The organism is Bacteroides sp. GM023, from assembly GCF_014750685.1.
Taxonomy (GTDB): Bacteria; Bacteroidota; Bacteroidia; order Bacteroidales; family Bacteroidaceae; genus Bacteroides.
Map to the genome: position 1 here is coordinate 646,040 of NZ_JAAXGE010000005.1, position 23,899 is coordinate 669,938.

The 23,899-nt window shown below is 44.1% G+C and carries 21 protein-coding genes; 16 read left to right on the forward strand and 5 right to left on the reverse strand.

What is annotated here, in order from left to right:
* Positions 1-10: 10 nt before the first annotated feature.
* Both HC965_RS13490 and HC965_RS13495 read right to left on the reverse strand, forming a co-directional pair.
* Entirely contained in the window at positions 11-757 is a 747-nt protein-coding gene (locus HC965_RS13490; RefSeq protein ID WP_191031937.1) for a TolC family protein, read from the reverse strand.
* Positions 758-1,020: 263 nt separating this feature from the next.
* Positions 1,021-2,292 carry a BamA/TamA family outer membrane protein gene (locus HC965_RS13495; protein WP_191031938.1) on the reverse strand — a complete coding sequence of 424 codons (1,272 nt, stop codon included), beginning with the start codon at positions 2,290-2,292 and terminating at the stop codon, positions 1,021-1,023.
* Positions 2,293-2,445: 153 nt separating this feature from the next.
* Here HC965_RS13495 and HC965_RS13500 point away from each other — a divergent pair, with 153 nt between their 5' ends.
* The 16 genes from HC965_RS13500 to HC965_RS13575 all read left to right on the forward strand — a co-directional run bounded on the left by HC965_RS13500 (position 2,446) and on the right by HC965_RS13575 (position 19,479).
* Positions 2,446-3,840, forward strand: a complete 1,395-nt coding sequence (locus tag HC965_RS13500) for a C1 family peptidase (RefSeq protein WP_191031939.1) — start codon at positions 2,446-2,448, stop codon at positions 3,838-3,840.
* Between the two features lie 630 nt (positions 3,841-4,470).
* Entirely contained in the window at positions 4,471-5,820 is a 1,350-nt protein-coding gene (locus HC965_RS13505; RefSeq protein WP_191031940.1) for a Na(+)-translocating NADH-quinone reductase subunit A, read from the forward strand.
* Positions 5,821-5,858: 38 nt separating this feature from the next.
* Positions 5,859-7,031, forward strand: coding sequence for an NADH:ubiquinone reductase (Na(+)-transporting) subunit B (locus tag HC965_RS13510; RefSeq protein WP_191031941.1), 1,173 nt, complete (start codon positions 5,859-5,861; stop codon positions 7,029-7,031).
* A 13-nt stretch (positions 7,032-7,044) separates the two neighbouring features.
* The gene (locus HC965_RS13515; RefSeq protein ID WP_191031942.1) at positions 7,045-7,719 is read left to right on the forward strand and encodes a Na(+)-translocating NADH-quinone reductase subunit C; all 675 of its coding nucleotides are present in this window, start codon (positions 7,045-7,047) and stop codon (positions 7,717-7,719) included.
* A gap of 22 nt (positions 7,720-7,741) precedes the next feature.
* On the forward strand, positions 7,742-8,383 hold the full coding sequence (locus HC965_RS13520; protein ID WP_191031943.1) for an NADH:ubiquinone reductase (Na(+)-transporting) subunit D: 642 nt from the start codon (positions 7,742-7,744) through the stop codon (positions 8,381-8,383).
* 42 nt (positions 8,384-8,425) lie between these two features.
* The gene (nqrE, locus tag HC965_RS13525; protein ID WP_055217625.1) at positions 8,426-9,052 is read left to right on the forward strand and encodes an NADH:ubiquinone reductase (Na(+)-transporting) subunit E; all 627 of its coding nucleotides are present in this window, start codon (positions 8,426-8,428) and stop codon (positions 9,050-9,052) included.
* A 19-nt stretch (positions 9,053-9,071) separates the two neighbouring features.
* Complete coding sequence (gene nqrF, locus HC965_RS13530; RefSeq protein WP_191031944.1) at positions 9,072-10,346, forward strand: NADH:ubiquinone reductase (Na(+)-transporting) subunit F; 1,275 nt, start codon at positions 9,072-9,074, stop codon at positions 10,344-10,346.
* A gap of 251 nt (positions 10,347-10,597) precedes the next feature.
* A complete protein-coding gene (locus HC965_RS13535; RefSeq protein ID WP_191031945.1) occupies positions 10,598-10,777 on the forward strand; it encodes a hypothetical protein in 180 nt (59 codons plus the stop codon).
* Between the two features lie 45 nt (positions 10,778-10,822).
* Entirely contained in the window at positions 10,823-12,157 is a 1,335-nt protein-coding gene (locus HC965_RS13540) for a DEAD/DEAH box helicase (RefSeq protein ID WP_191031946.1), read from the forward strand.
* Between the two features lie 475 nt (positions 12,158-12,632).
* Positions 12,633-13,700 carry a 3-phosphoserine/phosphohydroxythreonine transaminase gene (gene serC / locus HC965_RS13545; protein WP_191031947.1) on the forward strand — a complete coding sequence of 356 codons (1,068 nt, stop codon included), beginning with the start codon at positions 12,633-12,635 and terminating at the stop codon, positions 13,698-13,700.
* 98 nt (positions 13,701-13,798) lie between these two features.
* Positions 13,799-14,719, forward strand: a complete 921-nt coding sequence (locus HC965_RS13550) for an NAD(P)-dependent oxidoreductase (protein ID WP_191031948.1) — start codon at positions 13,799-13,801, stop codon at positions 14,717-14,719.
* A gap of 85 nt (positions 14,720-14,804) precedes the next feature.
* Positions 14,805-16,052, forward strand: coding sequence for a DUF1015 domain-containing protein (locus HC965_RS13555; RefSeq protein WP_191031949.1), 1,248 nt, complete (start codon positions 14,805-14,807; stop codon positions 16,050-16,052).
* A gap of 239 nt (positions 16,053-16,291) precedes the next feature.
* Entirely contained in the window at positions 16,292-16,906 is a 615-nt protein-coding gene (locus tag HC965_RS13560; protein ID WP_191031950.1) for a YigZ family protein, read from the forward strand.
* Between the two features lie 49 nt (positions 16,907-16,955).
* The gene (locus tag HC965_RS13565) at positions 16,956-17,753 is read left to right on the forward strand and encodes a C39 family peptidase (RefSeq protein WP_191031951.1); all 798 of its coding nucleotides are present in this window, start codon (positions 16,956-16,958) and stop codon (positions 17,751-17,753) included.
* Between the two features lie 51 nt (positions 17,754-17,804).
* Positions 17,805-18,890: an HpaII family restriction endonuclease gene (locus HC965_RS13570; protein WP_191031952.1), complete on the forward strand. Its 1,086-nt coding sequence runs from the start codon at positions 17,805-17,807 to the stop codon at positions 18,888-18,890.
* Between the two features lie 19 nt (positions 18,891-18,909).
* Entirely contained in the window at positions 18,910-19,479 is a 570-nt protein-coding gene (locus tag HC965_RS13575; RefSeq protein WP_191031953.1) for a nitroreductase, read from the forward strand.
* A gap of 173 nt (positions 19,480-19,652) precedes the next feature.
* Here the strand turns inward: HC965_RS13575 and gcvP are convergent, their stop codons facing one another.
* From gcvP to rsmG, 3 genes are read right to left on the reverse strand one after another with little or no spacing between them, the layout of a single operon-like run.
* Positions 19,653-22,502, reverse strand: coding sequence for an aminomethyl-transferring glycine dehydrogenase (gene gcvP / locus HC965_RS13580; RefSeq protein ID WP_191031954.1), 2,850 nt, complete (start codon positions 22,500-22,502; stop codon positions 19,653-19,655).
* A gap of 20 nt (positions 22,503-22,522) precedes the next feature.
* Positions 22,523-23,161 carry an MBL fold metallo-hydrolase gene (locus tag HC965_RS13585; RefSeq protein WP_044655322.1) on the reverse strand — a complete coding sequence of 213 codons (639 nt, stop codon included), beginning with the start codon at positions 23,159-23,161 and terminating at the stop codon, positions 22,523-22,525.
* A gap of 42 nt (positions 23,162-23,203) precedes the next feature.
* Positions 23,204-23,824, reverse strand: coding sequence for a 16S rRNA (guanine(527)-N(7))-methyltransferase RsmG (gene rsmG / locus HC965_RS13590; RefSeq protein WP_191031955.1), 621 nt, complete (start codon positions 23,822-23,824; stop codon positions 23,204-23,206).
* Between the last annotated feature and the right edge of the window lie 75 nt (positions 23,825-23,899).

Genomic DNA, 23,899 nt, shown 5'->3' on the forward strand with positions numbered 1-23,899 from the left:
TCTAATGCTTTTATTTTCGTATAATGGGAGTTCGTGAAATAATTTCAAGAATCATCAAACTCTTTGTTAGCTCAAACTTACTATTCTCATATGATTCGCGTGCCGTTGATTGTCTTTCCTTATCAACAGCCAAATCGGAGGATTCTATAGTCCCATTAGCGAAATTCTTTTCAGAAATCTCATACTGCACATTGGCAAGTACCAGGTTCTCACTTCGCATTTTCAGAACTTTCATTTGAGCGGTAGCCATCGCGTACATCTCGATAATGTTTTTCTTTATCTCGTCATACTTAACTTCACGCTCCAGTTCTGCGGTTCTAAGTGTGAGCTTTTGACGACTGACACGTCCTTTCAGATCAAATAAATCATTTAATGGAATATTGACTCCGGCACCCACCGTATAACCGTTCTGTGCCTGGGTGGAGTAGGTGAGGTAAGGGGCAAGTGCTACATCGGTATATGTGGACTCATTGCCGAACATACCATATTGGTAACTCCCTCTCAAACTGAAGAAACCAAGAAATGACCATTTTTCTTTTTGTAGTAATTTGCGCTCTATCGCTGCCTTGACGTCTGCCATCTCATAGGCCGGACTGTTTTTGGCATTCTCGAAGAGTACAGATAATGGTGGAAGGTCAATCTTGCTATACTCAGCGTCGCTTAATTGAGAATAGTCGCTGACTTCCTGTGCTGCCACATGAGTAGTGGAAGTGAATAAAAGTAATAATCCTGAGAAAAGATATATAAATTGCTTCATAAAAAAATCCTATTATTTGCCCTTGCTGTGTTATAGCTTGCGCAAATATAAGGATTAATTTCATTTATGTGCAGACTTTTACTATCTATTTTACATTCTTTCCCTTTAATTGTATGCGAATACTAGCTTGAATTTCTTTCGTTGCACCGGGATGGAATAATTTTCATACCGAACAGGAACGCTTCTCGCTTATGGAATAGAACGCTTCTGTCCTTATGACCTGGGTTTCCATCATTCGGATCAGAATGCCTCTGCCATCCGAATCAGAACGCCTCCGTCATATTAAAGTAGAACAAATTCTGCTTATTCACCATATCTCTACCGAAGTCGAGACGTATATTCATTCGAGGTTGCACCTCAACGCGCAAGCCTAAGCCAAGATTAGGAAGAACGCCCTCTATCTTGCCCGGAGTAGGTCCCATGAATCCGCATCCGCCCCAAGCCACATAACCTACGTGATTGAGCATTCTTTTCACCCATGTACTCTTGTCCGTATTTATCATCTGGCGATATTCTGCCATCATTACATGAGACGACTTGTCGCGAAACTGTCCCATATAATATCCGCGAAGGTCGAAAGGTGTTCCGCTAAGTGCATATTTCGTCAACGGCACATCTCCAAACACATTTTTTGTCTGCACCGTCCATGCGATTACTTTACGTAAACCAACAGTTTTATATTGGCGGTAATCAAACTCCAAACGGTAAAAATTATCATCACTACCGAACACTTTATTATACATCATTCCACGAAAATCCAAGTACATTCCCCGGTAAGCATTCGCCGGAATATCACGTGTGTCATACGTCAGCAGAAAGCCGAGTCCCGAACTGAAATTCTTATATCCATGCTCCGTTCCGCCTGCCGCAATATAGGATGGTTGGTTAATCATTCCTTCTGCCGGTTTAGTAATCTTATCATAATTCAAATCGACTTGAGGACCTGCGAAAAAGTCGCTTTCGCCCAAACGGAAAAGGAACCACGGGTTCACCTGGATACCGCTATAACGATATTCACTGGTATCTTCACCACGAGGATAGTCTTTATTGGTACTATATCCGATACCATAGAAATTCTCAATCGTGTTTTTATAGGAGAATGTCCCGAAGATGCGGAAACGGTCGCCTTTGAAGAATAATTGTGGCTTCGCCATCAAATTCAATCCACCCTTAAACATAAGCGCGATAGCCATCGGCACCACAGACCGTCGCTGAGTGGTATCGCTTGGATTCATCCGGAACGTCATCAACGCACTACCACCTACCAACAAACCGAAATCCGGCGTATAGCTGGGTCCACCTAATATATTATAGTGAAGATTTCGCTTTGCCACACGTTGGCGACGTAATTCGCGTTTGGAGAGGGTAGTCACTGTATCCGACGGAGCGTCTTCAATATTCATTGTCGTATCATCACTGATAGAAATTGCAGACATTGGCAGTTCGTCGCTTCTTACTGCTGTGCTATCGACCGCAGCCGATACAATATTGATAGATGAAAACATCATCAATACACCTATTATATATTTTTTCATAATTTCTTTCTGAGGAATTCGACTGCAAAGAAAACTCTTTTATTTTAATTAGTTTTGATACTCTTAGATAATAATTCTAAAAAAGAATCGTAAATTTGCGATTTTACATTACCATAAATGAACTGTAAGTCCATTAACAAACTATTTATACTAATGAATAAACGAATTTTATCAGTTTTTGTTTTCTGTGCTTTCTATTATTCTACACAAGCGCAAGAAGTGAAAGGCGGCATCAGCGACGACATGATGCAGCAAATCAAACAGAGTTACCAGAACACCCCGAGTGACAAGGCTATCCGCAACGCCATCGGCAACAACGACATCCGCAAACTGGCTCTGAACCAGGACAACCTGAAGGGCATGGACACGCACTTCTCCATCAAAGTGAATTCCAAAGGTATCACCGACCAGAAATCTTCCGGCCGTTGCTGGCTCTTCACTGGTCTGAACGTGATGCGTGCCAAAGCCATCGCCCAGCACAACCTCGGCTCATTCGAATTCTCACAAACTTACCCTTTCTTCTTCGACCAACTGGAAAAGGCGAATCTTTTCCTCCAAGGTATCATCGACACCAGCGACAAGCCGATGGACGACAAAATGGTGGAATGGCTTTTCCGCAACCCATTGAGTGATGGTGGAACTTTTACCGGCGTAGCCGATATCGTAAGTAAATACGGGCTTGTCCCCAAGGACGTCATGCCCGAAACCAACAGCAGCGAGAGCACTTCCCGCATGGCGAGCCTGGTAGCCCTGAAACTCCGTGAACAAGGTCTGCAACTCCGTGACCTCGTCGCCAAAGGTACTAAACCCGCCGCCCTCGAAAAGACTAAGACTGAAATGCTTAGTACCATCTACCGTATGCTTGTCTTAAACTTAGGCGTTCCCCCCACTGAATTTACTTGGACGGAATACAACGCCCAAGGCAAAGCCGTATCAACCGAGACTTACACCCCGCTCTCTTTCCTGAAGAAGTACGGTGACGAAAACTTGATCGGAAATTACGTCATGCTCATGAATGACCCCAGCCGCGAATTTTACAAGTGTTATGAAATAGACTACGACCGCCATCGTTACGACGGCAAAAACTGGACGTATGTCAATCTCCCCATCGAAGACATCAAAGAGATGGCAATAACCTCTCTCAAAGACAGCACCATGATGTATTTCTCTTGCGACGTAGGCAAATTCCTCAACTCCGACCGTGGTCTGCTCGATGTTAAAAACTACGACTACGAATCTCTCATGGGCACTACTTTCGGCATGAACAAGAAGCAACGCATCCAAAGCTTTGCTAGCGGCTCAAGCCACGCCATGACTCTCATGGCCGTAGACCTCGACAAAAATGGAAACTCAACCAAATGGATGGTTGAAAATAGTTGGGGTGCCGGCTCCGGTTATCAAGGACATCTCATCATGACCGACGACTGGTTCAACGAATATATGTTCCGCCTTGTAATAGAAACAAAATACGCCACGAAGAAAGTCTCTGAAATCCTCAAACAGAAACCGATACGACTGCCGGCGTGGGATCCAATGTTTGCGGAATAACAATGTTCTTTCTTTTGTCTTGAAACAAAAGAAAGAACCAAAGAAAAATTCAAGGCTGACTTTTTTCTCCTACTCGTTCCCTTCACTGCGCTAAAGGGCAGAAACTCGCTTCGCTCAAACAGTCTGCCCTTCTTAACGCTCCGTTCCGGTCTCTCGCTTAACGGAGAAAAAAGTAGGCCGGGAACCCTTGCGGCGTGGATGCCCTTGCAGGGTGAATATTTTTGCGGCGTAGAAACCCTATTCTCCAGGGATATTTATCGTAAAAGCTACTCAACTCACCTTGTTTTGACTTTATACTGCACAGGCTTACATGCCGAATGGGGATCGGCCTCGTTTTTCCGGCGTCAAGCGCAGGTGTTTTCTCCGGCGTTAAAAAGGGCAGACTGTTTGAGCGTAGCGAGTTTCTGCCCTTTAGCCGGAGAAAACACCGGAGTAGCCGGAAAAACGCAGCCTTGATCCTTTCTTTTTGGTTCTTTTTCTTTCGTATCAAGACGAAAGAAAAAGAACGTGCACGAACACGACAAGGAATTACGGATTTTTTTCCGTAATTCCTTTCTTTTTTCCTCCCGAATCACATTATTATTTATTACTTTTGCGGCAAATTTATGAAACCATTATTTTATTTATAGCATGGCAAATGTAATAAAGTTACGCAAAGGCCTTGACATAAACCTGAAAGGTACAGCTGCTGAGACGTACACAACAGTGAAAGAGCCGGGATTTTACGCACTCGTACCCGATGATTTTCCTGGAGTGACGCCGAAGGTAGTCGTGAAAGAGCAGGAATATGTGATGGCTGGTGGACCCTTGTTTATCGACAAGTATCATCCTGAAGTAAAATTTGTTTCGCCCGTGAGCGGCGTAGTGACAAGTGTAGAGCGTGGAGCACGTCGTAAGGTACTGAACATTGTGGTAGAAGCTGCTGCTGAGCAGGACTACGAAGAGTTTGGTAAGAAGAATGTTGCGACGATGGATGCAGAAGCAGTAAAGACCGCTTTGTTGGAAGCCGGTATTTTCGCATTTATCAAACAACGTCCTTATGACATCATTGCAGATCCGACAGTGACGCCGAAAGGCATCTTCGTATCCGCATTCGATAGCAATCCGCTGGCACCTGACTTTGAATTTGCGCTGAAAGGCGAAGAAACAAACTTCCAGACAGGACTCGATGCCCTCGCCAAGATGGCAAAAACTTACCTGAACATTAGCGTGAAGCAGAACGCTGCCGCGCTGACACAGGCAAAGAATGTTACAGTTACCGCATTTGACGGGCCGAACCCTGCAGGAAACGTAGGCGTTCAGATCAACCATCTTGATCCCGTATCCAAGGGCGAAACAGTATGGACAATTGATCCGCAAGCTGTAATCTTCATCGGCCGTCTATTCAATACAGGCCGCGTAAACTTCACACGCACAGTAGCCGTGACAGGTTCCGAAGTGTTGAAACCTGCATACTGCAAACTTCAGGTAGGCGCACTGCTCACCAACGTGTTTGCCGGCAACGTGACAACAGGCAAAGACTTACGCTACATCAGCGGTAACGTGCTGACAGGAAAGCAAGTATCTCCGAACGGATTCTTAGGCGCATTCCACAGCCAGGTGACAGTCATCCCCGAAGGAGACGACATTCACGAAATGCTTGGATGGATTATGCCCCGTTTCAATCAGTATAGCGTCAACCGTTCATACTTTAGCTGGTTGATGGGAAAGAAAGAATACACACTCGACGCACGTGTCAAGGGTGGCGAACGCCATATGATTATGTCAGGCGAATACGACAAAGTATTCCCGATGGACATCCTGCCCGAATATCTGATTAAAGCCATCATCGCCGGCGACATCGACCGCATGGAAGCACTTGGCATCTATGAAGTAGCTCCTGAAGACTTCGCACTCTGCGAATTTGTCTGCTCCTCAAAGATGGAACTGCAACGCATCGTTCGTGCCGGACTCGACATGCTTCGCTCAGAAATGGCATAATCTTAGTAAATAGTAATCAGTAATTTGTAATTATATTAATGAAAGCGTTAAGAAATTATCTCGATAAGATAAAGCCGAACTTTGAAGAAGGCGGCAAATTCCACGCATTCCAGTCGGTGTTCGACGGCTTCGAAACATTCCTGTTCGTGCCCAGCAAGACTGCGAAAACGGGAACGCATATACACGACGCGATTGACAGCAAACGCATCATGTCGATTGTGGTTATTTCGTTAGTACCGGCATTGCTGTTCGGTATGTACAATGTAGGTTACCAGCATTTCACTCACACAGGTGCCGCAGGCAGCTTCTTCGAAATGTTCATCTACGGATTCCTGGCAGTACTGCCCAAAATTATCGTATCTTATGTAGTAGGTCTTGGCATTGAGTTCGTCGTAGCCCAATGGAAGAAAGAAGAAATTCAGGAAGGATTCCTTGTTTCAGGTATCCTGATCCCGATGATCGTTCCGGTAGACTGCCCGCTGTGGATTCTTGCCGTAGCTACTGCATTCTCTGTAATCTTCGCTAAAGAAGTATTCGGTGGTACAGGTATGAACATCTTCAACGTTGCGTTGATTACCCGTGCATTCCTGTTCTTCGCATACCCGACCAAGATGTCCGGTGATGCCGTTTGGGTATCAGGCGACAGCATCTTCGGCCTGGGACAGTCAGTAGACGGACTGACCGTTGCCACTCCGCTGGGAGAAGCCGCTACAACAGGCGCTGCCCCTGCATTCAACATGGATATGGTGACAGGTCTTATTCCCGGTTCTATCGGTGAAACAAGTGTGATTGCCATCCTGATAGGTGCCGTTATCCTTCTGTGGACAGGCATAGCAAGCTGGAAGACAATGATTTCTGTATTTGTCGGTGGTGCATTCATGGCTTGGGTATTCAATGCCATCGGCATGGAAAACAACGCTATGGCTAACATGCCTTGGTACGAACACCTCGTTCTCGGTGGTTTCTGCTTCGGTGCCGTGTTTATGGCTACCGACCCTGTAACTTCCGCACGTACGGAAAAAGGTAAATACATCTTCGGATTCCTGATTGGTGTGATGGCTATCGTCATCCGCGTTCTGAACCCGGGTTATCCTGAAGGTATGATGCTTGCCATCCTGCTGATGAACATCTTCGCTCCGCTGATTGACTACTGTGTAGTACAGGGCAATATCGGTCGCCGCGAAAAACGCGCTATCAAGTCTAACCAATAAATACCGAATGAAAATGAATACAAATAGTAATAGTTATACTATCATTTATGCTTCGGTAATGGTTATTATCGTAGCATTCCTGCTGGCATTCGTTAGTTCTTCACTGAAAGAGATACAAGATACGAATGTGCAGCTTGACACAAAGAAGCAAATCCTTGCTGCATTGAACATCAAGAATGTGGAAGATGCGGATGCTGAATATCAGAAATATGTAAAAGGTGACATGCTGATGAACGTAGACGGTACGCTGACTGAAAATACAGGCGAATTTGCTACCAACTACGAAAAAGAAGCAAAAGAACAACAACGTCTGCACGTATTTGTATGCGAAGTAGACGGTCAGACTAAATATGTAGTTCCTGTTTACGGTGCCGGTCTGTGGGGCGCTATCTGGGGATACGTTGCACTGAACGAAGATAAGGATACTGTTTACGGTACTTACTTCTCTCATGCAAGTGAAACTCCGGGTCTGGGTGCTGAAATTGCGACTGACATGTTCCAACAGGAATTTGTTGGTAAGAAGACACTGGAGAATGGCGCTGTCACTCTGGGTGTTGTAAAACATGGTAAGGTAGAAAAAGCTGATTATCAGGTGGACGGAATCTCTGGTGGTACGATCACTTCAGACGGAGTAGATGCCATGTTGAAGGTTTGCCTGAATAGTTACTTGAGTTTTTTAACTAAATAATAAAGGAGAAGAAATAAAGAATATGGGACAACTGTTTTCAAAGAGAAATAAAGAAGTATTCTCTGCTCCGCTGGGAATAGATAATCCGGTTACCGTACAGGTGCTCGGTATCTGTTCTGCACTTGCTGTTACCGCAAAACTGGAGCCTGCTATCGTAATGGGACTTTCAGTAACGGTCATTACAGCTTTTTCTAACGTGGTTATTTCACTGTTGCGCAAGACCATTCCTAACCGTATCCGTATCATCGTTCAGTTGGTGGTGGTAGCTGCTTTGGTTACTATCGTAAGTGAGATTCTGAAAGCGTTTGCTTATGACGTAAGCGTTCAGCTTTCTGTATATGTAGGTCTGATTATTACCAACTGTATCCTCATGGGACGTTTGGAAGCATTTGCCATGCAGAATGGTCCTTGGGAGTCTTTCCTGGATGGTGTTGGTAATGGTTTGGGATATGCCAAGATTCTGGTGATCGTCGCTTTCTTCCGCGAACTGCTGGGTTCGGGAACTCTGCTCGGTTTCAACATCTTGAACTATGAGCCTATTCAGAATATAGGATATGTGAACAACGGTTTGATGTTGATGCCGCCGATGGCGTTGATTATCTGTGCTTGCATCATCTGGTATCAGCGTGCACGTCACAAAGAACTGCAAGAAGAAAGTAATTAATAAAGATGAAGAACTCTTCATTCTTAATTCTTAATTGAAGATATGGAACATTTATTAAGTTTATTCGTCCGCTCTATCTTTGTGGACAACATGATATTCGCATTCTTCCTGGGTATGTGTTCATACCTGGCCGTATCGAAGAATGTGAAGACCGCCGTAGGACTGGGTATCGCCGTAACTTTCGTGTTGCTGGTGACGTTGCCGGTCAACTATCTGTTGCAAACCAAGGTGCTGGCTGCCAATGCTATCATCGAAGGCGTTGACCTCAGCTTCCTGAGTTTTATTCTTTTCATTGCCGTTATTGCCGGTATCGTGCAGTTGGTGGAGATGGTGGTAGAACGTTTCAGCCCGTCGCTGTACGCTTCACTGGGTATCTTCCTGCCGTTGATTGCCGTAAACTGTGCTATCATGGGTGCTTCTCTGTTCATGCAGCAACGTATCAACGTGGGTCCGAGCGACCCGAAATACATTGGTGATATCTGGGATGCGCTTTCTTATGCACTGGGTTCGGGTATCGGTTGGTTGCTGGCTATCGTTGGTCTGGCTGCTATCCGTGAAAAAATGGCTTACTCTGACGTACCTGCTCCGTTGAAGGGCTTGGGTATCACATTTATCACAGTAGGTCTGATGGCAATCGCATTTATGTGTTTTTCTGGTTTGAACATCTAAAAAGAAAGGAATAAAGACAATGGATATGAATTTAATATTAGCGAGCATTGGGGTATTCCTTGTGGTTATTCTGTTGCTTGTTGTAATCTTGTTGGTTTCCAAGAATTTCTTAGTACCATCAGGAGACGTTAAAATAACAATCAACGGTGAAAAGGATTTGGAAGTGGCTTCCGGTTCCACTTTGCTCAATACGCTGGCTGTAAACGGAGTATTCCTGTCATCCGCTTGTGGTGGTAAGGGTTCTTGCGCACAGTGCAAATGCCAGGTGCTCGAAGGGGGTGGCGAAATCCTTCCTTCCGAAGCTCCTCACTTCAGTCGCAAACAGCAACAAGACCACTGGCGTCTGGGCTGTCAGGTGAAAGTGAAAGGTGACATGGCTATCAAGATAGACGAGTCTATACTTGGCGTGAAAGAGTGGGAGTGCGAGGTTATCTCCAACAAGAACGTGGCTACGTTTATCAAGGAGTTTATCGTGGCTCTGCCTAAAGGCGAACACATGGACTTCATCCCGGGTTCTTACGCACAGATTAAGATTCCTAAATATTCAATGGACTATAACAAGGATATTGATAAGAGCCTGATTGGTGATGAATATCTGCCTGCATGGGAAAAATTCGGTTTGATGGGCTTGAAATGTAAGAACGATGAGGAAACCATCCGTGCTTACTCTATGGCCAACTATCCTGCCGAAGGTGACCGTATCATGTTGACAGTACGTATCGCTACTCCACCGTTCAAGCCGAAAGAACAAGGTCCCGGATTTATGGATGTTCCGGCTGGTATCGCTTCTTCTTATATCTTTACCCTGAAACCGGGTGACAAGGTAATGATGAGCGGCCCTTACGGAGACTTCCATCCGATCTTAGATTCCAATAAAGAAATGATGTGGATTGGTGGTGGTGCAGGTATGGCTCCGTTGCGTGCGCAGATCATGCACTTGACGAAGACTTTGCACATTACTGACCGTAAGATGTCTTACTTCTACGGTGCCCGTGCATTGAACGAAGTATTCTATCTGGAAGATTTCTTGCAGATTGAAAAAGACTTCCCGAACTTCACCTTCCATCTGGCACTCGACCGTCCGGATCCTGCTGCCGATGCTGCAGGCGTGAAGTATACTCCGGGCTTCGTTCACAACGTAATCTACGAGACTTACTTGAAGAACCACGAAGCTCCTGAAGATATTGAATACTACATGTGTGGTCCTGGCCCGATGTCGAAAGCTGTTGAGAAGATGCTCGACGATCTCGGTGTACCGGCTCAGAACTTGATGTTCGATAACTTTGGCGGATAATTCTCCGAAAGTTAACTTCCGGTCGACGAAATGAACGGAAAGATAACATAAGAACAGAGCGGGAAATCTGAAAAGCATATCAGCTTTTTCAGATTTCCCGCTTCTTTTTTGTCGTTTTTCCTATGTGTCTTTCCGCTATGCCATACAGCTTTTTTATGTCCGTTTTGAAGATAATTTCCTGTTTTTACCTATACGTATTTATTATATTCGTATATTTGACTGCACAATAGAATTTAAATACATTACAGGTTATGGAATACCATCGTATATCTTTTATTCACAACGATACAGAGTACACGTTTGTCAAAGCTATGAGCTCAGAATTGATCGGATATGCTTTAATATCAGCTTGCCGGGCGGAAGTCACCATTTACATGAGAGAAAATAATCTAAAAGGACGTTATATCTTGACCGGTATGGCTAAAGTTTAACCGCGTTTTCGCCTTCTTACTCTTCCTTTTCGTATCTTTGCCACCATGTTAGAGAAAAATGAAATTATACAGTCGGCTCTTCGCAACCTGAAGATTGAGGAGCTGAACCCGATGCAGGAAGCATCACTTGAACAAGCAACCGGAAGGAAAGACGTTATATTATTGTCTCCGACAGGGTCGGGCAAGACACTGGCTTATCTATTGCCTTTATTACTTACCCTGAAACCGGATGACGGAAATGTGCAGGTCTTGATTCTCGTACCTTCGCGTGAGTTGGCTTTGCAGATTGATACTGTCTTTAAGACAATGGGAACTTCCTGGAAGACCTGTTGCTGCTATGGCGGTCATCCCATTGCGGAAGAAAAGAAGAGTATTCAAGGGAATCATCCCGCTATCATTATCGGTACTCCGGGGCGTATCACCGACCATTTGTCGAAAGGAAACTTCAATCCCGAAACGATTGAAACTTTAATCATTGATGAGTTCGACAAGTCTTTGGAGTTTGGTTTCCATGATGAAATGGCGGAGATTATCACGCAGCTTCCGGGGCTGAAAAAGCGTATGCTGCTCTCGGCTACGGATGCAGAAGAGATTCCCGAATTTACAGGATTGAACCGGACGGTCAAACTGAATTTCCTGCCGGACGTTTCTGAAGAACAGGAATCCCGCTTGACATTAATGAAGGTGATGTCTCCTGCGAAAGACAAGGTTGATACTTTATATAACCTGCTTTGCTCATTGGGAAGCAGCTCAAGCATCGTCTTTTGTAATCACAGGGATGCGGTAGACCGTGTGCAGAAGCTGTTAGCAGATAAAAAATTGTCAGCCGAACGTTTTCATGGCGGCATGGAACAACCGGACCGGGAGCGTGCTTTATACAAATTCCGTAATGGTAGTTGCCATGTACTGATTTCTACCGATTTGGCAGCGCGTGGGCTGGATATTCCGGAGATTGAACACATCATTCATTATCACCTGCCGGTGAATGAAGAAGCCTTTACGCACCGGAATGGACGTACGGCGCGTTGGGACGCTACCGGAACATCTTATCTGATTCTCCATGAAGAGGAAAAACTGCCTGCTTATATTCCCGAAGATATGGAAACAGTCGTTTTGCCTGAAAATCCGTCCCGCCCGCCGAAATCTCTTTGGGCTACTATATATATAGGTAAGGGAAAGAAGGAAAAACTGAACCGGATGGATATTGCCGGATTCCTATATAAAAAAGGAAATCTGACTCGTGAAGACGTAGGTGCGATTGATGTGAAGGAACATTATGCTTTCGTTGCCGTTCGTCGGGCAAAGGTGAAACAACTCTTGAACTTGATTCAAGGAGAGAAGATTAAAGGAATGAAGACCATTATTGAAGAAGCGAAGTAAAGCTCTTTTTGCAGGCTTGCACTAATCGCTCTTGTCAGAAATAATAATCCCCGTGCTCAAAATGAATGAGCTGTACCTCAAAAGTTGGATACAAAACTTTAGAAGTGCAGTTCAGAATCGTGAGCCGGGGATTATTGTTTTTAGTCGGAGAATATTTTGTTTGTCGTCCGATTTACCTGTTATTCTTGCCTAAACCCGCCTTTTTCTTTATAAATATACATTTTTATTGCATTTTACTTTCACTTTATAATCAACTCCCCCTTTCAATATTTATTTTTCGACTATTATCCCTTACTTGACATCTATGGATAACAATATGGTGTATATATCCTGTATAAACCAATAAAAAGAAAGGAAAATCTGCTTTAAAACAGTATTTTTATAAGGAAAGATTTGTGCGCCGGAAATAAATTCGTAAATTCGCAAGGTCAAAAGACAAAAGTAACGAAATTGTTAAACCAAAAACAAACTTCAAATGAAAAAGCATAATTTCAATGCAGGACCTTCCATTCTTCCGCGTGAGGTGATAGAGGATACAGCGAAGGCTATTTTAGATTTCAACGGCTCTGGTCTTTCTATAATGGAAATCAGTCACCGCGCCAAAGACTTCCAACCTGTGGTTGACGAGGCCGAAGCATTATTCAAGGAATTACTTAATATCCCCGAAGGTTATTCGGTGCTGTTCCTTGGTGGTGGTGCTAGTCTGGAATTCTGCATGGTGCCTTTCAACTTCCTTGAGAAAAAGGCTGCTTACCTGAACACAGGTGTATGGGCAAAAAAAGCAATGAAAGAAGCTAAGGGGTTTGGTGAAGTTGTAGAAGTTGCTTCATCCGCTGAAGCTACATATACTTATATCCCAAAAGATTACACAATCCCGACAGACGCAGATTATTTCCACATCACTACTAATAATACGATTTATGGCACGGAATTAAAGAAGGACCTCGATTCTCCGGTTCCAATGGTTGCCGATATGTCTTCTGATATTTTCTCACGTCCGATCGACGTTTCTAAATATATCTGTATCTATGGTGGTGCACAGAAGAACCTGGCTCCTGCAGGTGTTACATTCGTTATCGTGAAGAATGACGCATTGGGCAAGGTGTCACGTTACATTCCGTCAATGCTGAATTATCAGACTCACATTGATAATGGTTCTATGTTCAACACTCCGCCGGTAGTACCTATATATTCTGCAATGCTGAATCTTCGTTGGATTAAAGCACAGGGTGGTGTGAAGGAAATGGAACGTCGTGCTATCGAAAAGGCTGATATGCTGTATGCAGAAATCGACCGCAACAAAATGTTCGTAGGTACTGCTGCCAAGGAAGACCGTTCACGCATGAACATCTGTTTCGTAATGGCTCCCGAATACAAAGACCTTGAAGCTGACTTCATGAAGTTTGCTACTGAAAAGGGTATGGTAGGTATCAAGGGACACCGTTCAGTAGGTGGTTTCCGTGCATCTTGCTACAACGCTATGCCGAAAGAAAGCGTACAGGCTTTGATTGATTGCATGCAGGAATTTGAAAAACTTCATTAATAATATTTTCACCACAGATTACACAGATGGACACAGATTTTTTAATTCTGTGAGAATCCGGGTAATCTGTGGTGAGTCTTTATAAACAGAATTAAATTATGAAAGTACTTGTAGCTACCGATAAACCGTTTGCAAAAGTAGCAGTAGACGGAATCCGTAAAGAAATAGAAGCAGCTGGATATGAGTTTGCTTTACTCGAAAAATATACTGATAAAGCCCAGTTGCTGGATGCAGTGAAAGACGCTAACGCTATCATTATCCGTAGTGATATTATTGATGCCGAAGTGCTTGACGCTGCCAAGGAATTGAAGATTGTAGTTCGTGCTGGTGCTGGATACGATAACGTAGACTTGGCTGCTGCCACAGCTCACAATGTTTGTGTGATGAATACTCCGGGACAGAACTCGAATGCTGTTGCCGAACTGGCTTTGGGCATGATGGTGTATGCTGTCCGCAACTTCTATAACGGAACTTCCGGTACGGAATTGATGGGCAAGAAACTGGGTATCCACGCTTATGGAAACGTAGGCCGCAATGTGGCTCGTGTTGCCAAAGGCTTCGGAATGGAAGTGTATGCTTACGATGCATTCTGCCCGAAAGAAGTAATCGAAAAGGATGGTGTGAAAGCACTTGATTCGGCAGAAGAACTGTATAAGACTTGTCAGTTCGTATCTTTGCATATTCCTGCAACTGCTGAAACTAAGAATTCTATCAATTATGCTTTGCTGAAAGATATGCCGAAGGGTGCAATGTTGGTAAACACTGCCCGTAAGGAAGTTATCAATGAAGCCGAACTGATTAAGTTGATGGAAGACCGTGCCGACTTCAAATACATCACGGACATCATGCCTGCTGCCAACGCAGAATTTGCAGAGAAGTTTGCCGGACGTTATTTCTCAACTCCGAAGAAGATGGGTGCACAGACTGCCGAAGCAAATATCAATGCCGGTATTGCTGCTGCCCAACAAATCGTTGGTTTCTTGAAAGACGGTTGCGAAAAATTCCGCGTGAATAAATAATATTCATAGAAATAGTAGTATATTTGAGCCACAGATTTTCAATAAGTCTGTGGCTTTTATTTTTTACATATTAAATACTAATATCATGGCAATAATTAAACCTTTTAAGGGCATTCGTCCACCGCAAGAATTGGTGGAACAGGTTGCTTCCCGTCCTTATGATGTCTTGAATTCAGAAGAAGCCCGCGTTGAAGCGGAAGGTAACGAAAAGTCTCTTTATCATATCATTAAACCTGAAATTGATTTTCCCGTTGGCACGGACGAACATGACGAGCCGGTATATGCCAAGGCTGCCGAGAACTTCCGGGCGTTCCAGGACAAAGGCTGGCTAGTGCAGGATACGAAGGAAAACTATTATATCTACGCTCAAACGATGAACGGGAAAACACAGTACGGACTGGTTGTCGGTGCTTATGTTCCCGATTATATGAATGGAGTTATCAAGAAGCACGAACTTACCCGTCGTGACAAGGAAGAAGACCGTATGAAGCATGTCCGTGTGAATAATGCGAATATCGAGCCTGTTTTCTTCGCTTATCCTGATAACGATAAGCTGGATACCATTATCAAAAAATATACCGCGGAAAAGCCTGTCTATGACTTTATCGCTCCGGGTGATGGTTTCGGCCATACTTTTTGGATTGTTGACCAGGATGAGGATATTGCTGTCATTACTGCTGAATTTGCGAAGATGCCGGCTCTGTATATCGCCGACGGACATCACCGTTCCGCTGCCGCCGCATTGGTAGGGGCAGAGAAAGCGAAGCAGAATCCGAATCATCGCGGTGATGAAGAATATAATTACTTCATGGCCGTTTGCTTCCCCGCCAATCAACTGACTATCATTGATTACAACCGTGTAGTGAAAGACCTCAACGGATTGACTCCCGAGCAGTTCCTTGCTGCATTGGAAAAGGACTTTGTCGTAGAAGAGAAAGGTGCGGATATTTACAAACCATCCGGTTTGCATAACTTCTCTCTTTACCTGAATGATAAATGGTATAGTCTGACTGCCAAAGCCGGAACATACAATGATAATGACCCTATCGGTGTACTTGATGTCACCATTTCTTCTAATCTGATTTTAGATGAAATCCTGGGAATAAAAGACTTGCGTTCGGATAAGCGTATCGACTTTGTTGGCGGTATCCGTGGATTGGGCGAACTCAAGAAACGTGTGGACAGCGGTGAAATGAAAGTAGCTCTGGCACTTTATCCTGTGTCTATGAAGCAACTGATGGATATTGCAGATACCGGTAATATCATGCCGCCCAAGACCACCTGGTTTGAGCCTAAACTCCGCTCGGGACTGGTTATTCATAAACTGGATTAAAGAATAAATCTAATTTAATAAAATCAAGCGGTCGAACCGTTACAATCATACAGTCGATTGTAGCAGTTCGACCGCTCGTTTGTAATAGAATAACCGTTCGTTTGCAGTAAAACGACCGCTCATTTATACTGAAACGACCGCTCGTTTGCATCAATTCGACCGTATATTGATGAATGAACATCACTTAATATTTCCAAATGATAGATTGAATTTTCTCAATAAAGCCGTATCTTTGCGCCATGACTGCTGAAGATACTTATAAAACCATCACAGAACCTTCCGAAGGTATTTATACAGAAAAGCGAAGCAAGTTCATTGCTATCGCCCTTCCTGTGCGTACTATCGATGAGATAAAGGTACATCTTGAAACGTATCAGAAGAAGTATTATGATGCCCGCCATGTATGTTATGCTTATATGTTGGGTGCGGCACGCAAGGATTTTCGTGCTAATGACAACGGAGAACCTTCCGGCACGGCAGGTAAGCCCATTCTCGGACAGATTAATTCCAATGAACTGACGGATATTCTGATTATTGTAGTCCGTTATTTCGGTGGAATCAAGTTAGGAACCAGCGGATTGATTGTAGCTTATAAAGCTGCTGCTGCCGAAGCTATCGCTACCGCTACGATTATAGAGAAAACGGTAGATGATGATGTGACAGTCATGTTCGAATATCCTTTTATGAATGACATCATGCGCATTGTGAAGGAAGAAGAACCGGAGATTCTCAATCAGTCGTATGACATGGATTGCAGCATGACACTGCGGATTCGCCGTTCGATGATGCCGAAACTGCGTGCACGACTGGAAAAAGTGGAGACGGCACGCATCTTGGATGATGAAGGGAACTAACGTATGGAAAGTAGTTATAGTTGAGACTGAGTGATTAGATTGAATTTGAATGAGAAAGAAATACTATATATTTTTGATCCTGCTTTCGGGCTTCTTTGCATGGAATGGTACTCAACTTCGTGCACAGGACACGAAGAAGCTAGCTCCCAATAATATTCCCGTTCCCTGGTATTCGCAGAAAATCGCGGGATGTCCTTATTCGCATTGTTCCCTGGCTTCTTCTTTAATGGTATTCGATTACTTCAAGGGGATGACTACTGACAAACAACGGTCGGCTCAAGATGCGGAAAAGAAACTGGTAGAATATCAACGGAATTACTTCCTGAAGAAACATGCTCCTTTCCGTCGCCGTACTTCGATAGGGCAGGGCGGTTATTATTCTTTCGAGATAGATTCACTGGCGCGTTATTACGAAAATATGGTAAGTGCCGAGCATTTCCAGCAGAAAGATTATCGGGTATTAAAAGATTATATCGACCGTGGTATTCCTGTGTTAGTGAATGTGAGATATACAGGCGCGGTACGTGGTTTGCGTCCCGGGCCGAGAGGGCATTGGATGGTGCTTCGCGGCATTGATGATAAACATGTGTGGGTGAATGATCCAGGCCGTTCGCCGGAGATGCGGAGTAAAGGAGAAAATATCTGTTATCCTATAAAGAAGCAACCGGGTAATCCCTCTTATTTTGATGGCTGCTGGACAGGGCGTTTTATTGTGGTCACTCCCAGGGAATGGATACGCAATTCGCTCTTTGCACAAGTGGGAAAATTGCCGCCATTGGAAGAGGTGACTTATGTAGTTCCTCCTTTTGTTTCGTCTGTAGAGCTGCCACGGGTTATCAGTCAATAGAAGCAACGCATTTATAAAACATTATTAGTAAAATAAAGAAGAACAAGATATATGGCATTTGAAGCAACTAAAAAAGAATGGTGTGAAATCTATACTTTCTTTCGCTTATTGGCAGACGGAAAGGTTGTATTAGGTACGGCAGAGGTGAAAGCAGGAGAAGTTTCCTGGCCTGTTGCAATGATTCAACGGGAAGAACATGACGGAACACGCCGGTATTATATTGAAGAAGAAACGATTCGCATCGAAGGAGAAACAGGGATTAAGTCCATGCCTCGTGAGGATTTCGGTATTGTAGCCGGACTGATATTGCAGGCCGTTAAATCTTCTTCGGTCAATGACGTTACCTCACCGGACGGAGTGGAAGAGTTTTTGGACGAAGCTGGTATCTTCGATTTGGAAGCAAAGACGGAAGACCGTACAGACTTCTCTGTCGCTTTTTGGCATCCGGAAGCACCGTTGAGAGGATTTAATGTCCGTTCCCGATTGAGTGCAATGAATCCGTTGTTGGATGGCGGACGTGCCGCGAATCTTAAACTGGAACAGAGTGGAGTAAAATTTGCTACTCCGACAGTGAACAAGATTAATGCTTTGCCTGAATCTCCTAATGAGGTAGCCGAGCGAATGATGATGATTGAACGTTTGGGCGGTGTACTCAAATATTCGGATGTGGCCGACCGTGTATTTCGTAGCAATTTGCTGATGATTGACTTGCATTTCCCGCGCGTATTGACGGAAATGGTGCGTATCATGCATTTGGATGGCATATCCCGCATCAGTGAACTAACGGAGATTATCAAACAGATAAACCCATTGAAGATTAAAGACGAACTGATAAACAAGCATAAGTTCTATGAATTTAAGATGAAGCAGTTCTTGATGGCACTGGCATTGGGCATGCGTCCTGCGAAAATCTATAATGGACTGGATTCAGCGGTAGAAGGTATGCTGTTGGTAGATGGAAACGGCAATATACTCTGTTATCATAAATCGGAAAAGCAGGTGATGGAAGACTTCTTGTTCTTGAATACTCGACTGGAGAAAGGTTCTTTGGATAAAGATAAATATGGTTTCCTGGAAAGAGAGAACGGAGTATATTATTTCAAGCTGAATGCGAAGATTGGCTTGGTCAAAAGATAAGTTCTAAACATAGGATAGTATGAAAACAAATGAGATTTTAGAAAACATCAAGGCACGTCGTAGTGTACGGGCTTATACAAATCAGCAAGTCTCTGAAGAAGATTTGCAGGCGATTTTGGAAGCGGCGACTTATGCTCCGAGTGGAATGCATTTGGAAACCTTTCATTTCACGGCTATTCAGAATACCGACAAACTGTCGGAACTGAACGAACGCATTAAGGGAGCTTTTGCAAAAAGTGATGATACTCGTTTGCAGGAACGTGGTCATAGCAAGACTTATTGCTGTTATTATCATGCTCCGGTTTTGGTGATTGTCTCTAATGAACCTACTCAATGGTGGGCGGGAATGGATTGTGCTTGTGCAATTGAGAATATGTTCCTAGCAGCTCAATCTTTGGGAATTGGTTCTTGTTGGATTAATCAGTTAGGTACAACGTGTGATGATTCTGAAGTCCGCGAATTTATTACCTCACTAGGAGTGCCGGAGAATCATAAAGTTTATGGTTGTGTAGCTTTAGGATATGCTGATTTGAAGATTCCGATGAAGGAGAAGAAAGTAAAAGAAGGCATGGTAACCATCGTGAAATAGAAATATCCGGTAACTTACCATTTTTGATACGGCATCTCATCATTCTTGAGACGACACTCCAATACTATTAAGGCAGTGCTTTATACCATGTAAAGCGGCGCTTTAGGACTCCTAAAACGCCGCTTTATTTTTTATAAATCAGGATACTGTCTGCCCTGCTTCAAAAGGACATATTAGTCAAAAGTTCCATATCGGGTTGGCAACAGTTTACGGTCACCCAACGTATTATCTACACGTGCTACATTTATCCAGAATTTATTGTCACGTACACTTGTTATCGGATAAGCAGCCTTTTCACGTGTGTATGAATGTTCCCAACGGTCATTAACCACTTCATATTCGGGATGCGGGGCATTAATCAATACATTGTCATTCTTGTCCGCTTCTCCATTCTTTACTTCTTGGATTTCTTTCCAGATATTCAGCATGACATCTACAAAGTTATCCAGTTCGGCAAGACTCTCGCTTTCTGTTGGTTCAATCATCAATGTACCGTGAACAGGGAAAGATAGGGTAGGAGCGTGATAACCGTAGTCCATCAGACGCTTTGCGATATCATTCTCCGAAATACCGGTTTCTTCGTGTACTTTGCGACATTCCAAAATCATTTCGTGTCCTACAAAACCATTTGCTCCGCAATAGACGACGCCATAAGTATCCTTCAGGCAAGCGGCCAGGTAGTTGGCATTCAGAATAGCAATTTTAGTTGCCTGTGTCAAACCTTCCGTACCCATCATCCGGATATATCCATATGTGATAGGCAGAATACCTGCGCTACCGAACGGGGCGGAAGAAACCTGATTCTGTGAATTGCCGAAGATACCATGTCCGGGCAGGAAGGGCACCAAGTGGTCCACCACACAGATAGGGCCTACTCCCGGGCCACCGCCACCGTGAGGAGAAGCGAAGGTCTTATGAAGATTCAAATGGCAGACATCTGCACCGATGAATCCCGGATTGGTCAATCCTACTTGTGCATTCATATTGGCACCGTCCATATATACTTGTGCACCACAGGCATGAATAATTTCACAAATCTCCTTTATCTCCGTTTCAAAGATGCCGTGAGTGGAAGGATAGGTAATCATTAATGCTGCTAATTCATCCTTATTCTCTTCAGCTTTGGCACGCAAGTCGTTCATATCTACATTTCCTAACTCGTCGCAGGCACAAGTGACGGTCGTAAATCCTGCCTGGATAGCCGATGCGGGATTCGTCCCGTGAGCCGATGCCGGAATCAAAACTTTGTTACGATGTCCCTGACCGATACTTTCAAGATAAGCGCGAATCACGCGAAGACCGGTATATTCTCCGGCAGCACCCGAATTCGGCTGTAAACTGACTCCTGCGAAGCCGGTGATAATCTTCAAGTCTTCACTTAAATTCTTTATTAATTCACGGTATCCCTCTGCTTGTTCTTCGGGAACCAGCGGATGCATACCCATAAATTCGGAGCAGCTCAAAGGCAACATCTCCGAAGCTGCATTCAACTTCATCGTGCAGGAACCAAGGGAAATCATAGATTGAGCCAACGAAATATCCTTGCGGTCCAAGCGTTTGATATAGCGCATCATTTCCGTTTCCGTATGATACTTACTAAATACTTCGTGAGTAAGGAAAGGAGATGTACGCTTCAATGCCTTGTCGATATTACTTCTTTCGGGAATATCCTCTACCTTCTGATAATCCTTTCCGGCAGCAATGGCAAAGATGGAAAGCAATACATTAGCGGCTGCGATATCCGTCGTTTCGTCAATGCTGAAACCCACATTCCCATTCTCATAATAACGTAGATTTACTTCTTTACTAAGTGCAATCGTACGAATCTGCTGTGCCGAAACGTGTTCGGGCAGTTCGAAACGCAATGTATCGAAATATTGTGCGTTAACTTGCGTATATCCGAATTTCTTCAGTTGCTTGTCAAGGAAAACAGTGATACTGTGGATGCGCGAAGCAATGGTTGAAATGCCTTCTTGTCCGTGATAGACAGCATAGAAACCTGCCATTGTGGCCAGCAGAGCTTGAGCCGTACAGATATTCGATGTCGCTTTTTCGCGCTTGATATGCTGTTCACGTGTCTGCAAAGCCATTCGGTAACAGAGTTTACCGTATTTATCTTTCGACCATCCGATGATACGTCCCGGCATATTCCGTTTGTATTCATCCCGTGTGGCGAAGTAAGCAGCGGACGGGCCACCATAGAACATTGGTGTACCCAGGCGCTGAGTTGTTCCGAATACGATATCCGCTCCCCATTCTCCCGGAGGAGTCAGCAGGGCGAGACTTAGAATATCGGCGGCAACGGCTACTTTGCAATCAGCTGCATGTGCTTTTTCTGTAAATGCAGCATAGTCTTCTACACTTCCATTGGAATTTGGATATTGCAGGATGCAGGCGAATACTTCCGGTGAAGGTTCGAAATCTTTATATTTACCTACACGCAGTTCGATACCTTGCGGCACGGCACGGGTAATCATGACAGCCAGTGTTTGCGGAAAAATATTTTCGTCTACAAAGACAACGTTTGCACCTGATTTCTGTTGGGCACGGGAGCGCAGGGCATACATCATGCTGACAGCTTCGGCAGCAGCAGTTCCCTCGTCCAGCAATGAACAGTTGGCAAGCGGCATGGCAGTAAGGTCACACACGGCTGTCTGGAAATTCATCAGTGCTTCCAGGCGTCCTTGTGACACTTCCGCCTGGTAAGGAGTGTAAGAAGTGTACCACACCGGATTCTCGAATACATTCCGTTGGATAACAGAAGGCGTGATTGTATTGTACCAACCTAGTCCGATATATGTGGTATACAGTTTGTTTTTGCTTGCCAATGCGGCAATGTGTTTTCCAAATTCGTATTCCGTCAACGGACTGGCCAATGCTAACGGCTCTTTCAGCCGGATATTGGCAGGAATTGTTTTATCAATAAGTTCATCCAGTGATTCTACTCCAATTTTGCGGAGCATCACGGCTGTGTCTTGTTCATTGATGCCGATGTGACGGCTAGCTAACAAATCGGTTTTCATATTATGAGAGATTTTATGTGTTATCTGAAAAATGGGTTCTCTGCTTTTTCCATTCCGATGGTCGTGGGAGCGCCATGTCCCGGATAAACGACTGTCTCGTTAGGAAGGACGAAAAGACGGCTGCAAATATGCTCTATCAGTTCGTCGAAGTTGCCACCTGTAAGGTCGGCGCGGCCGATGCTGCCTTGGAACAGGACATCGCCGGAGAACATACAGTTGTCTTCTTTGCAATAATACACCAGGCTACCGGGTGAGTGTCCGGGTACATGGATTGCTTCCAGTTGGGTGTGTCCGAAGGTGATAATATCACCATCATGCAGATATTTCCCTAGTGGGACAGGTGCTTCCTGCAACTGGAAACCAAACATCCGGCTTTGTTTCGGTGCTTCGTCAATCCAGTATTCGTCAGCTTTGTTGGCTTCTGCCGACAAACCGAATTCTTTCAGCATGAAAGGATTTCCGAAGATATGATCCAAATGTAAGTGAGTATTCAGAAGATGCTTCACGGTCAGTCCGTTCGTGAGAATGAACTTCTTCAGTGCTTGTTTCTCTTCTTCATAGAAACAGCCCGGATCAATGACGACTGCTTCTTTTGTTTCGTCCCATAATACGTAGCAATTTACGGGAAACATATTAAATTCAAACCTTTTTATTTTCATGGTTCTTTTCTATGATTAAATCTTATTCGGAACTAATAGTCTTTAAATCGGAACATATACCACTTTTTTAGTTTCAAAGAATTCTTCTTCGAAGTTATCGCTCAAACTGTGAATCATTGTCTTATGCTTGAACGGCATTGTCTCATGTTCCAGCTCACCGCCTTTGAGACAGATTAACCCGTTTGGCAACGCGTTCTGCTGTTTGGAAGAAATATTCTTTTTGATAATCTTGATTAAATCCGTCAAAGGCATCACGGCACGGCTTACAACAAAGTCGAATGTACGTTTTTCCTCTTCTGCACGGGCATGGCGGAAAGTGACATTCTTCAGTCCGATGGCATTGGCTACTTCTGTCGCTACACGTACTTTTTTGCCGATGCTGTCCACGAGATGAAACTTTGTTTCAGGAAATAATATAGCCAAAGGAATTCCGGGGAAACCGCCGCCAGTACCCAAGTCCATGACGCTGGTTCCGGAACGGAACTGGATTACTTTGGCAATACCTAACGAATGGAGCACATGATGCTCATACAAATTCTCGATGTCCTTGCGCGAGATAACGTTGATTTTCGAATTCCAGTCGATATAGAGGTCATATAGAGCCGCAAATTGTTTGCGTTGCTCTTCTGTCAGTTCAGGGAAGTATTTTTGTATGATTTCCACTTTTATTAATTACAAATTACTGATTATAAATTATAGTAAATGAATATCCTTTATATATTACTATTTGCGTAGTAA

Excerpts from the sequence above, each read along its gene's own strand:
- HC965_RS13540 (WP_191031946.1), top strand. The coding sequence starts at position 10,823 with ATGTTAGAGAAAAATGAAATTATACAGTCGGCTCTTCGCAACCTGAAG.
- HC965_RS13515 (WP_191031942.1), top strand. The coding sequence starts at position 7,045 with ATGAATACAAATAGTAATAGTTATACTATCATTTATGCTTCGGTAATG.
- nqrF (WP_191031944.1), top strand. The coding sequence starts at position 9,072 with ATGGATATGAATTTAATATTAGCGAGCATTGGGGTATTCCTTGTGGTT.
- nqrE (WP_055217625.1), top strand. The coding sequence starts at position 8,426 with ATGGAACATTTATTAAGTTTATTCGTCCGCTCTATCTTTGTGGACAAC.
- gcvP (WP_191031954.1), bottom strand. The coding sequence starts at position 22,502 with ATGAAAACCGATTTGTTAGCTAGCCGTCACATCGGCATCAATGAACAA.
- HC965_RS13490 (WP_191031937.1), bottom strand. The coding sequence starts at position 757 with ATGAAGCAATTTATATATCTTTTCTCAGGATTATTACTTTTATTCACT.
- HC965_RS13500 (WP_191031939.1), top strand. The coding sequence starts at position 2,446 with ATGAATAAACGAATTTTATCAGTTTTTGTTTTCTGTGCTTTCTATTAT.
- HC965_RS13535 (WP_191031945.1), top strand. The coding sequence starts at position 10,598 with ATGGAATACCATCGTATATCTTTTATTCACAACGATACAGAGTACACG.
- HC965_RS13575 (WP_191031953.1), top strand. The coding sequence starts at position 18,910 with ATGAAAACAAATGAGATTTTAGAAAACATCAAGGCACGTCGTAGTGTA.
- HC965_RS13565 (WP_191031951.1), top strand. The coding sequence starts at position 16,956 with ATGAGAAAGAAATACTATATATTTTTGATCCTGCTTTCGGGCTTCTTT.
- HC965_RS13505 (WP_191031940.1), top strand. The coding sequence starts at position 4,471 with ATGGCAAATGTAATAAAGTTACGCAAAGGCCTTGACATAAACCTGAAA.
- serC (WP_191031947.1), top strand. The coding sequence starts at position 12,633 with ATGAAAAAGCATAATTTCAATGCAGGACCTTCCATTCTTCCGCGTGAG.
- HC965_RS13570 (WP_191031952.1), top strand. The coding sequence starts at position 17,805 with ATGGCATTTGAAGCAACTAAAAAAGAATGGTGTGAAATCTATACTTTC.
- HC965_RS13560 (WP_191031950.1), top strand. The coding sequence starts at position 16,292 with ATGACTGCTGAAGATACTTATAAAACCATCACAGAACCTTCCGAAGGT.
- HC965_RS13585 (WP_044655322.1), bottom strand. The coding sequence starts at position 23,161 with ATGAAAATAAAAAGGTTTGAATTTAATATGTTTCCCGTAAATTGCTAC.
- HC965_RS13495 (WP_191031938.1), bottom strand. The coding sequence starts at position 2,292 with ATGAAAAAATATATAATAGGTGTATTGATGATGTTTTCATCTATCAAT.
- HC965_RS13555 (WP_191031949.1), top strand. The coding sequence starts at position 14,805 with ATGGCAATAATTAAACCTTTTAAGGGCATTCGTCCACCGCAAGAATTG.
- HC965_RS13520 (WP_191031943.1), top strand. The coding sequence starts at position 7,742 with ATGGGACAACTGTTTTCAAAGAGAAATAAAGAAGTATTCTCTGCTCCG.
- HC965_RS13550 (WP_191031948.1), top strand. The coding sequence starts at position 13,799 with ATGAAAGTACTTGTAGCTACCGATAAACCGTTTGCAAAAGTAGCAGTA.
- HC965_RS13510 (WP_191031941.1), top strand. The coding sequence starts at position 5,859 with ATGAAAGCGTTAAGAAATTATCTCGATAAGATAAAGCCGAACTTTGAA.